Consider the following 10574-nt stretch of genomic DNA (forward strand, 5'->3'; position numbering starts at 1 on the left):
AAACTTATTTATAAATTTAATCCTTAACTTCCAAAGTCAAAATAGAAAATTGTCCACTTTCACTTACTTGGGTTTTAGTAACAGATATATTAATCTCTAATAAAACATCCCTTAAAGCTTGGGATACAAACTCTAGGAGATTTTTATCAGCGGGCTTAGTAGATATTTTACATATAATATTATCTCCAGAAGTAGAACAGTCTATATTACCAAGAAAAAAGGAAATAAAAGGTAAAAAAGAAATAAGTTTTTCTATCTCATTAGAATTATGTTTATTTATTCCCGCTAGTTTTACCCATCTTAAGTAGTCTTTTCCAGAAGCTATTATAAAAGAATAAAGCATATCTTTAGCTTCATCATCTTTTTGAAGATACCTATTTATTATTAAACGTGCAAGGCTTGATACAAACAATTTCGTAGAAGCGTAAGAATAATAAATTCTTGAAAGATTATATAAATCATCCCATGAGTTTTGGGTTTTTAATATTCTCTCTATCTCGGAAAAAATATTATGTAAGACGTTATCTACACTCTCATCTATATTCTTATATCCATTAGAAGTAAAAAATGAAGATAATTTCCATTTTATAAGATTTTCAATATTATTTAGAAGTTGTGCATTTTCTTCAGACATAGGATGAACTACTTTTTTACCTTTCTTCTTCTCCTCTTTTTTTGTCACACTTACTAAAACAAGTTAAAGGTTAAAATATTATTTCATCAGTGGCTGCCCACAAGCTGTCACATTTCCATTCGGCTCTTTGTCATCATAATGGGGGCGGGATAGCGGCGCCTGGACTTGAACCAGGGACCTCGGGGTCTCACCGTGGGAACTTACCCCACTTATGAGCCCCGCGGGCTACCAGGCTGCCCTACGCCGCTACTCAATCCCGCCGTGTTTATTTATATTAATTAGACGTAATAAAGCTTTCTATTTATAACCCATTTTTGTGTCCTATATATGACACACGTTAAAGAATATAAGAGATAGCTTTAAATGTCGTTTTGTAGTAATATTTTATGCCGCGGTAGTCTAGCCCGGTTCTAGGATGGGGGCCTGTCGAGCCCTTGACCCGGGTTCAAATCCCGGCCGCGGCGCTGGCGGGCATGCCCCCATCCCTTTATATAACTTTCTATTATTTTATATAAAGGATCTACAAATTAATATCCTTATTTATCACTTTAATCTTTCTCTGTTAAGTAAACATATTCTTCTTAGTATCTTTTTACATAGAAAAATCTTTCTATTCTTTCGAATGAGATATATAAATTCTTATCATAAGATAAACTTTAGACTAAATAAAAAGGAATGTATATATGTTCTTTCTATGACATAATATTGATGAGTTTCAATAGGAGTTGCAATTCTTTATAGTTGTCTTCACTCTTTATATTTATGCTATGTATTCATGTAAGTAACGTAGAAAAAAGATATGGTAATTTGATAGCATTAAACGGAATTTCCTTTGATATAAACTGTAATGAAAAATGGGCGTTACTGGGGCCTAATGGTGCTGGTAAAAGTACTTTATTAAAAATTTTGGCTGGATTAATAAGACCAGATAAAGGAGAAGTGAAGATTATGGACAAAGATCCATCTTCGGTAGAAATAAAGAAAATTCTTGGATATCTACCGGAAGATGCTGACCCTTTCCCCGGGCTTTCTGTTATAGATAATTTGAAATTTGTAGCCTCATTAAGAAATGTTGATGAAAACAAAATATACGACCTATTAGATGTATTAGATCTGCGCCATTACATCAATTATAAGGCTTCTACATTATCTAGAGGGAATAAACAAAAATTAGCTATTGCTATGGCTATTCTGCATGAACCTAATATTATTCTACTAGATGAGCCTTTGAATTACCTTGATATTCCAACCCAAGAGACTGTAATAGAACTACTAAAGAAAATGAATACTTTACTGGTTTCAACTCATATACTTTCAGTCGCAGATAAATTAGCAACAAAAGTATTGATTATTTCAAATGGTATTATCAGATGGATGGGAGATTTCGTTGAGCTTAAGAAAATGGCTAATGGGAACGAACCTATTGAACATATTATAGCTAAGCTAATTAAAGGATATTATTAGTTCATAAGAAAAGTTTTTTAAGTATAAGAGAAAGCATAAAATTGTAAAAGGAAAAGAGAATATGAGTATTGAAGAACTAATAACTTCTTCTCTTTCTAAATATGATAGCTATTATGCATTAAAAAATGCTAAATCCTCAAAAATTTTAATACAAAAATATAACGGAAAGGAAATAGGATTTGCAGAACTCAAAAAATATAAAAATATTGGGGCAATATTCTATGTAGGTATCTTACCAGAATACAGAGGTAAAGGTTTTGGAAAAGAATTAATAAAAAAAGCTGAAGAGATATTTAAAAGAAAAAATGTTGATATTATAGTAGCTTCAACAAAAAGTGATAATATTGCTGCAATTAAACTGTTTAAGAGTTTGGATTATACCATATTTAATAAAAAATATGTAAAGAATAAGATCATTGAGTTATTGGACGCGTATGAAGATGATACTATTGTTTGCAAAGAATTAAATGAAAACATAGAATGTGGAAAGATAATATTTAAGTAAGTAATTCCTTTATTTTTTCTCGTATAATCCTAGCTATTCTCTTTCCTAATTCTGTTGAAGGACCTGAAAAATATTCATTGCCTGCAAGACTACCTACAGCAACTGCATCACTTGCAGTGCCAGTATATGGAAGGGATAAGTCTCTTAGCGCACCACATTTTGCTTCTGTAATAGTTCTTACCAGATCAACTAACCCATTAATGTTTAGGCTAAAGTCTAAAAATGCACCGACATTTATAGTACAACCCGCATCTTCTCCACTTTCGCCTATTCCAACACTAAGGAAAATTTTTATTTTTCCATCATATTTTTCAAAAATAAACTTCTCTGATGCAGTCATAAAAGCTACACTATTTTCATTTACATATTGCATAATATCACTCCACGGGTTAGTATTACAGTAATTCTTATCTACTATCACTAAAACTATATTATCAACATAACTTATTCCTTCTGGATATAATGTTGACGAAAGAGTAATGTATTGTTTGTCTAAAGAATATCTTAGTACTTTTTTAATCACAGCAATGTCTTAATTCAAACTTAAATAAAACATTTCAATAAAATAAATTCTGAAGCAAGCTAGGATAATAGAGTTATTAGACATGAAAAACGTTTTTAATTTACTAATGCATATGTTATACTTGCCGGGGTGCCCGAGCGGTCTAAGGGGGCGGCCTGGAGAGCCGTTGGGGGTTTCCCCGCGCGGGTTCAAGTCCCGCCCCCGGCGTACTAAATCTTGTTTATACCCCTATATTATTCTTTATATGAAAATGTATAGAATATGTTACATATAACACACTATTTATTGTCAAAGTACTCCTTATTCCTACGATCATATATCATTTTTCCCTTTCTTGTTTCATAGTTTGTAGTGAAATAACAATTATAAAAATTTTAAAATATTTAGATTTCTATATGTATTAAACCAAGACGTAACATAACATATAATTTAGTCGATTTATAATGAAGCTTTTTTCTTACTCTTCAAAGAAATCATTAATAACTTTTCTAACCTTACGATATATCTTAAATGTTTTCTCAAGGAGTGAAAAATGTTTATCCTTTAAAACTATTTTTAATTTATTATAGCAGTTCCCTAGACCCCAATTTCATCACCCCGAAAATAATTCAAGAGAGTTAAAAAGTGAATAAAATAATTTAACTAAATATTCTTGCAAAATAGTAATATTATCTTGTAAGAGCAAGATGGTTAGGAGTAAGCGGAAGTCTTCTTTGCTCGTTGTCCCCTTGAGGAGCAAGTATAGTGTATAGATTAACATTGCTAGGAGGAAGATGAATAATCGGAATAGCCAACTCCTTGATGAGGTAAAGATTAGGAAAGATTTGATTAACTTGTATGATGTTTCTATTGGTGTCCTAACCTTGTTATACCATTTTACAATAATACTCCTATTTACGTCTAGGTTTGTCCCCTTTGCCAAGTACTCCTTTTCCCTACCGTGATGTATTATTAGCCTAAAGGTTGCCTTCTTAGCATTTGACTTTGCAGTATAATCACCATCGAAGTTTCCATGTATTCCAACCTTTTCCATGGCTACTCCAATGATGAAGTTAAACCTTGATAAGTAGTTGATCACGTCTACTGAATAGTATCCGGCATCTAGTGTTACTAGTTCTATTTCTAGGCCTAATGCTGGTATTTGTTGTATTGGGTTTTCAACTATCTCTAGCCTAGTCATTCTATGCGTGTGAATGCTAGTATTAGTGTTTTTTTCTTTACTCTTGTTGTTGCTGTTGCGTAACTCCATGCGTAACCTTTTTCTGAGCCGCTTAGTCCTTCTACTGGTTTTCCCTTGTATTTTACTGACGTTAGTCTATTGATATTTTTACACGTTTTCTTCCGCCTAGTTCCTTAATGGAGGTTGTTTTGATCATGTTTAGCATTTGTTCTATTACTTGTGGTTGTTCTTCCACGTAGTTTCTTACTGTTTGTGGTGAGATGCCAAATTCTTTTGCCTTGTTTTCTACTGAATCTTTTGTTAGTGCTGCTGTTACAAGTGTTTTCTTGACTTCTTCTGCCTTTCTTCCCTTGAAGTTTATGATGGAAAATAATTTTTCCTTGATTTGTGCAAGTGTTTTTGGGTGGATGGAGTCTGGTATTATCAAGTTTGTTCCCCTAAAGTAATACCAGACTACATCTACCTTAACTTTTTCTCTAATTACAAATTTTCAAGATAATAGATAATTATTCCTTGTAATTATTTTTTGTAAAATGAATTTGGGGTCTAGGGTCTAAGAAATGGAATAGCAAATAATAATGTAGTCCAATGTTTGCGGAAAACAAGCTTATATTATTAATTTTTTTATAATTAACCAGGATATCTACCATAGAAACTAGTAGCGGGAAATAATTATTGTAATTAACTACAGTTTTTAAATAATAGCTATGCAGTGAAAGAAAATTTAATATAACAATGTCATCCAGATTATGGCATAAATATCAATAGAGTATCTCCATATTTCATAGAATTCCTTCATACAAAATATATGATATACCTCTTTATATATCTTACAAAGAGAAGATACTGGCAAAATGATTTGTCTTCTATTTTATAGAATTAAAATCAAAAATCTTTCACCAAATTTACAACTTTAGTTATAAATATAAGAATTAATTTAATATTATAATAATTAAAATACCATTAGCCAAAAACCATATATTAAATAGAATAAAAAGGCAAAAGGCTAATAAGTTGTAGCTTTTATATTAATTCTATCTCTATGTATACATCATCTGGTACTCTTACTCTCATTAATTGTCTCATGACTCTCTCATCAGATGCAATATCAATTATTCTTTTATGTATTTTCATTTCCCAATGCTCCCATTTTTTCTTTCCTTCTCCGTGTGGTAATCTCATTACTGGAACTTCCATTCTTGAAGTCGGTAATGGAATAGGTCCACTTATTTCGACTCCAGTTTTTTGAGCCAAAGTTTTTATTTGATTCACTACAAAGTTTAAATTCTCTATATTAGTACTCCAAAGTCTAATTCTCGCCTTAGTAGGCATAAAATCACCATATAAAAAATATAAAATCTTATTTAATTTCTACCTTCTTTGGCTTTACATCAATAACTACTCCTACTCCCACTGTTTTACCCATATCTCTCATAGCAAACCTTCCTAGCGCTGGGAATTCTCTAAATTTCTCAACAACTAACTCTTTTATAGGCTTCATTTTTACTATTGCTGAATCACCAGACTTTAAGAATTGTGGGTTCTTTTCAACCTCTTTACCGGTCTTTGGATCAATCTTTGAAGTAAGTTCTGTTATTCTACAAGCTACACTAGCTGTGTGTATATGAACTACTGGAGTATAACCTACACTAACAGCTGTTGGATGCCATATTACTATTATTTGTGCCGTAAATTCGTCAGCAACAGTAGGTGGAACATTTAAGCTACCAGCAACATCTCCTCTTTTGATATCTTTCTTTTCAACGCCTCTAACGTTGAATCCAATATTATCTCCAGGTTCTGCTTTTTCAATTTTTGTATGATGAGTTTCAATAGATCTAACTTCACCAACTTTTCCTACTGGCATAAATACTACTTTATCACCTACTTTAAGGACACCAGTTTCTACTCTACCTACTGGGACTACACCTACGCCAGAAATTGAGTATACTTCTTGAATTGGTATTCTTAATGGTTTATCAACTGGTTTTGGTGGTATCTCTAGTTGATCTAAATATTCTTCTAATGTTGGACCAGTATACCATTTCATATTTTCAGATCTCTGTGTTATATTTTCACCAGTTGGTGCAACTACTGGTACAAACTTAACTTTGTTCATATCAAATCCAAAGCTTTTCATAAACTTACCTACTTGGTCTACAATTTCTTTGTATCTCTTTTCATCATAAGGTGGATCAGTTAGATCCATCTTATTTACAGCCACTATTACTTGATTAATTCCCATTGTTTTTGCTAGTATTATATGCTCTCTTGTCTGTCCTTCAGCACTCATTCCAGCTTCATATTCACCTTTCTTGGCTGAAACTACTAGTATAGCAGCATCAGCTTGGCTTGCACCAGTTATCATGTTCTTTACGAAGTCTCTATGACCGGGTGCATCAATAATTGTAAAGAAGAACTTCTTTGTTTCGAATCTCATAAAGGTTAAGTTTATCGTTACACCTCTTTCTCTTTCTTCTTTTAATCTATCTAGTAAGAAGGCATATTTCTCTGATTCTTTACCTAGTTTCTTTGCAGCTTCTTCTGCCTCTTTTATTGTTTTTTCATCTAGAAAACCTCTATCCATCAAAAGTCTTCCAACTAAGGTGCTTTTACCATGGTCTACATGTCCTATAACAATTAAATTAAGGTGTGGCTTTTGTGACATCTTACTCCCTCTTGCACATAATTAACGTAACAAGCATTAAAAGTTTAGCTATAAGTTATCTCGAGCTTAATGCAATTCTCTCAATTTCTTCTTTCTTTCTAATCGCAAAGCTTTTTGGATCATTGTTTGCTGCAGCAATTATTTCTTCAGCCAAGGCTTCTTCTATTGGTTTAGGATTATTAAATGAAGCTTCTTTTGCACCCATAACTAGATGTCTTAAAGCTAGGTCTACTCTTCTTTGTGGAGCTACATCTACAGCAACATAGTAAACAATACCACCGTACATTATTCTTGTTACTTCCTCTCTAGGAGCAGAGTTTTCTATAGCTCTAACTAATATTTGGATAGGATTTTGACCTGTTTTTAATGCTATTATATCAAAAGCAGTTTTCACTATGTTATAAGCTAACATTTTCTTTCCCTTATTTCTACCTGGTCTCATTACATTATTGATAAGTCTTTCTACGATTGGTAATTTAGCTTTTCCAAACCTCCTATGCTCATGCCTACCGCCTGTATGGGGCAAATAAACTGGCATTAAACTTATGTATTTCTTTAGACTAGGATCTCTAATTTCTACTTTTGTATCCCACTTACCAAATACTTTGAGGTCTATTGATGAAACTTCAAAGGATTCCATATTTTTATCTTATTGCAATAAACAGTTTTCCCTTAAATGTGTTTATGAAGGATTTTATAGTGCAAATACATAGTATATAATATAATGAGCCAAGATAATTCAGAGGAGTTAATAAAAGTAGAAAAAGTAGAAGCGTTCTTTTACCCTATTCATGGGATTCCAACAATGGTATTATATCTAGAAGATGGAAGAGAATTTAAAATGTTTCAGATTCCACCAGAAATTGTTATAGCATTAAATAGATTACAGGAGAAAAGAGATTACGAAGAATTATTAAGAGGTGATAAGAGAGAAAATATATATGATGTGCTTGCATTCTCTTCTGAAATTAAAGATCAATTAAGCAAGATAATAAATAGAGTTGTTATAAACGATGTGAACGAAGAGTATGGAGTTTATATTGCTACTGTAGAATTTAAATTTGATGGAGTAATCATAGAAAAACAATTAATTCCTAGTCATGCAGTTTTTCTTGCGATAGTATCTAATAGACCAATTTATGTAAAGAAGAGTTTAGTTGATGAACAAGAAAAACAGGAGAGAAAAAGCGGAGAAGACGTATAAAAATCTATCTTACTGGCTTTTGTTTTTTACCCTTATATAGAGCATCCAAAGAAACACCATTAACCATAATTACCTTATATCTTACTCCGGGTAAGTCTCCCATTGATCTGCCTAGAGTTCCTCCAATTCCAGCAATGACTACCTCATCATGTTCATCAATGAAGTTTACGCCACCGTCTCCAGGAACGAAAGCAGTAACTATTCTACCATTTTTTACTAATTGTACTCTTACAGCTTTTCTTACAGCAGAGTTAGGTTGCCTAGATTCAATTCCTACTTTTTCTAATACTATACCTCTAGCCATTGGTGCCCCTTCTAATGGATCAAATTTTTCTTTTAATTTCAGCATTCTTCTCTTGAATTTTCTTTGATGCCATCTAAACTTAAGTCTCTTTAACCTTAATTTCCTTGCAGCAAACATTCCTTTAGGTGATTTACCTCCTGCCATTCTTCTTCACCCTAAGTTATAATCACGGAATCAATATCCATATATCTTTTTAATATTAACTTTGCTCTAGTAACATTTCTCCCGTTCTTACCAATAGCGAGGCCCTTATCTTGAGGATCAACGTTAATATAAACTGTCTTCTTAGAATTAGACTGAACCACTTTTACACTTCTCACCTTTGCAGGCGCCATTAAATTTCTTACTAAATCTTCTAGGTTATCACTATATCCTACAATCTCAATTGATTTTCCTATAAGTTTTTCCAGTCTTTTTACATTAGAACCATTTTTACCTATAGCAGTTCCCATATTTTCTGGGTTTACAAGAAATATAATTCTGTTATTTTCCTCATCTACGATACAGTCCCTTGCAGTTACACGCGTCACGTCTTGAAAAAGTGACATATACCTTAATTCCTCTGAAGTAAGCTTAATCTCAGGCAATTATTGAGCCCCCTCCTTTATTTCTTCTAGTAATCTAGACTCGCCAAGATCTATAACACCAATAGTGGATATCATAAATGGTTTTCCACAAAGTGTTCCTAATTCATATGCACTACCATTATACTGATAAACTGGAATATTAGATATCTTTGCATAAGCTAGAATATCATCCTTAAGATCTTGCCTCAAGGTAGAAGCTATTATTACCATTTTTACTTTCCCTGTCTTCACCATTTTTATCGTTTTTTTGCTCCCAAAAACTACTTTACCTGTTCTTAATAAAGTTTTTAGCTCGCTTTCAAATCCTGTTACTTCTGACATTTACTTCACCTCACATTCAGTCTCATAGTCAACTCAACTATACCCGTGCCCAATCTAATTGGTTGACCGATTATAATATTTTCTACTACTCCTTTAAATTCTTCCATTTCTCCTCTTGCTGCAGCGTCAAGTAAATGTTTCACGGTTACCTCAAATGCGGCTCTAGCTAATACACTACTTTTTTCTCCAGTTACTCCATGTCTTCCAATTTGCCTAACTACACCAGTTCTTGTCATTATATCTGCTACTAATAGAATATGCCTCATATCTACATCTAGACCTTGCTCTTCAAGAACTTTTTTAATCTCTCTTGCAATGGCCTCTCTTGCAGCCTCTATTCCAAAAGTTTCTGCTATCTCGTGAATATTATTTGTCTGAATTTTATTTATATCAACTCCTTTTATTCCTATTACGCCTTCTAAGTTTGAACCATCAGTTATAATTACATATTCATCTCCTTTTTTCTGCACTATAGCTCTTCTAATTCCTTTAATTCCTTTAATTTTTGTATTTAATAACTTTTCACGCATTTTAAACAGAGCTGAAATATTATCTATTTCTTCAAAGTAAATAGTAAAAGTATAATCATCAATGTCTTCAATTCGTATCTTACCTAATTTTAACTTTGAGATTATCTTCTTAACACTAGAAGGATCTACTCCTTTGTCTTTAAGCATTTCCTCATCTAATTGTATGGTAATAGACATATTAGTTATATCAACGCTTATAGATGAAATTACATTCTCTATTTTAGTATACTCAATTTTTCTTGCTATTTCTAATGCTTTTTCTTTATCATATTTATATTCATCTGTTAAATAGATAGTCATTATAGGAGTGGATGGTGTTTTTCTTGCATCAACAATCTCTATTAATCGGGGTAAACCTAAAGTAACATTTAACTCTCTAATACCGGCAAAGTGGAAAGTTCTTAAAGTCATTTGTGTACCAGGCTCGCCTATTGACTGTGCTGATACAATACCTACAGCTTCTCCAGGTTCAATCAACGACTCTTGGTAATCTTTCACTGCTAAATCTATTATTTTATCCACATCAGACTCTGTGAGATTTATATCAGTATTTAATAATGCTTCTCTTAAATCTTGAATTACTTTATCAGGTAATTTATCCTTAATTTGTTCTAGTGATTTTTCTATATAAGATTTAATATATTCCGAAACCAT

General features: G+C 32.3%; 12 protein-coding genes, 3 tRNA genes and 1 pseudogene. 5 read left to right on the plus strand and 11 right to left on the minus strand.

Annotation, left to right across the window (positions count from 1 at the left end):
• Positions 1 to 16 precede the first annotated feature (16 nt).
• The gene (locus tag D1869_RS00795) at positions 17 to 682 is read right to left on the minus strand and encodes a hypothetical protein (protein ID WP_156013526.1); all 666 of its coding nucleotides are present in this window, start codon (positions 680 to 682) and stop codon (positions 17 to 19) included.
• Positions 683 to 784: 102 nt separating this feature from the next.
• A tRNA-Met gene (locus tag D1869_RS00800) sits at positions 785 to 882 on the minus strand.
• Between the two features lie 140 nt (positions 883 to 1022).
• Between D1869_RS00800 and D1869_RS00805 the strand changes: the two genes are divergently transcribed.
• The 3 genes from D1869_RS00805 (at position 1023) to D1869_RS00815 (ending at position 2603) form a co-directional block, all read left to right on the plus strand.
• Positions 1023 to 1098: transfer RNA gene (locus tag D1869_RS00805), tRNA-Asp, on the plus strand.
• Between the two features lie 298 nt (positions 1099 to 1396).
• Positions 1397 to 2098: an ABC transporter ATP-binding protein gene (locus tag D1869_RS00810; protein WP_156013527.1), complete on the plus strand. Its 702-nt coding sequence runs from the start codon at positions 1397 to 1399 to the stop codon at positions 2096 to 2098.
• A 61-nt stretch (positions 2099 to 2159) separates the two neighbouring features.
• Positions 2160 to 2603, plus strand: a complete 444-nt coding sequence (locus tag D1869_RS00815) for a GNAT family N-acetyltransferase (protein WP_156013528.1) — start codon at positions 2160 to 2162, stop codon at positions 2601 to 2603.
• On the opposite strand, the gene D1869_RS00820 is transcribed toward D1869_RS00815, so the two are convergent.
• Positions 2596 to 3126 carry an adenosylcobinamide amidohydrolase gene (locus D1869_RS00820; protein ID WP_156013529.1) on the minus strand — a complete coding sequence of 177 codons (531 nt, stop codon included), beginning with the start codon at positions 3124 to 3126 and terminating at the stop codon, positions 2596 to 2598. The genes D1869_RS00815 and D1869_RS00820 overlap by 8 nt on opposite strands.
• A gap of 123 nt (positions 3127 to 3249) precedes the next feature.
• Between D1869_RS00820 and D1869_RS00825 the strand changes: the two genes are divergently transcribed.
• A tRNA-Ser gene (locus D1869_RS00825) sits at positions 3250 to 3333 on the plus strand.
• A gap of 385 nt (positions 3334 to 3718) precedes the next feature.
• On the opposite strand, the pseudogene D1869_RS15850 reads toward D1869_RS00825, so the two are convergent.
• From D1869_RS15850 to D1869_RS00845, 4 genes and pseudogenes are all read right to left on the minus strand, one after another.
• A pseudogene (locus tag D1869_RS15850) lies at positions 3719 to 4733 on the minus strand (DUF4322 domain-containing protein).
• 596 nt (positions 4734 to 5329) lie between these two features.
• Entirely contained in the window at positions 5330 to 5638 is a 309-nt protein-coding gene (gene rpsJ / locus D1869_RS00835) for a 30S ribosomal protein S10 (protein ID WP_010978218.1), read from the minus strand.
• A gap of 28 nt (positions 5639 to 5666) precedes the next feature.
• The gene (tuf, locus tag D1869_RS00840; RefSeq protein ID WP_156013530.1) at positions 5667 to 6974 is read right to left on the minus strand and encodes a translation elongation factor EF-1 subunit alpha; all 1308 of its coding nucleotides are present in this window, start codon (positions 6972 to 6974) and stop codon (positions 5667 to 5669) included.
• Between the two features lie 55 nt (positions 6975 to 7029).
• Positions 7030 to 7614, minus strand: a complete 585-nt coding sequence (locus D1869_RS00845; RefSeq protein ID WP_156013531.1) for a 30S ribosomal protein S7 — start codon at positions 7612 to 7614, stop codon at positions 7030 to 7032.
• Positions 7615 to 7698: 84 nt separating this feature from the next.
• On the opposite strand from D1869_RS00845, the gene D1869_RS00850 reads away from it, so the two are divergent.
• A complete protein-coding gene (locus tag D1869_RS00850) occupies positions 7699 to 8178 on the plus strand; it encodes a bifunctional nuclease family protein (RefSeq protein ID WP_156013532.1) in 480 nt (159 codons plus the stop codon).
• Positions 8179 to 8182: 4 nt separating this feature from the next.
• Here the strand turns inward: D1869_RS00850 and D1869_RS00855 are convergent, their stop codons facing one another.
• Genes D1869_RS00855 through rpoA2 form a run of 4 tightly spaced genes read right to left on the minus strand, consistent with a single transcriptional unit; the run spans position 8183 to position 10574 of the window.
• The gene (locus tag D1869_RS00855; RefSeq protein WP_156013533.1) at positions 8183 to 8626 is read right to left on the minus strand and encodes a 30S ribosomal protein S12; all 444 of its coding nucleotides are present in this window, start codon (positions 8624 to 8626) and stop codon (positions 8183 to 8185) included.
• 11 nt (positions 8627 to 8637) lie between these two features.
• Entirely contained in the window at positions 8638 to 9069 is a 432-nt protein-coding gene (locus D1869_RS00860) for a NusA-like transcription termination signal-binding factor (RefSeq protein ID WP_010978223.1), read from the minus strand.
• The gene (locus D1869_RS00865; protein WP_156013534.1) at positions 9070 to 9390 is read right to left on the minus strand and encodes a 50S ribosomal protein L30e; all 321 of its coding nucleotides are present in this window, start codon (positions 9388 to 9390) and stop codon (positions 9070 to 9072) included.
• A 5-nt stretch (positions 9391 to 9395) separates the two neighbouring features.
• Positions 9396 to 10574: a DNA-directed RNA polymerase subunit A'' gene (rpoA2, locus tag D1869_RS00870; protein ID WP_156013535.1), complete on the minus strand. Its 1179-nt coding sequence runs from the start codon at positions 10572 to 10574 to the stop codon at positions 9396 to 9398.

The organism is Sulfurisphaera ohwakuensis, from assembly GCF_009729055.1.
GTDB classification, from domain to species: Archaea; Thermoproteota; Thermoprotei_A; order Sulfolobales; family Sulfolobaceae; genus Sulfurisphaera; species Sulfurisphaera ohwakuensis.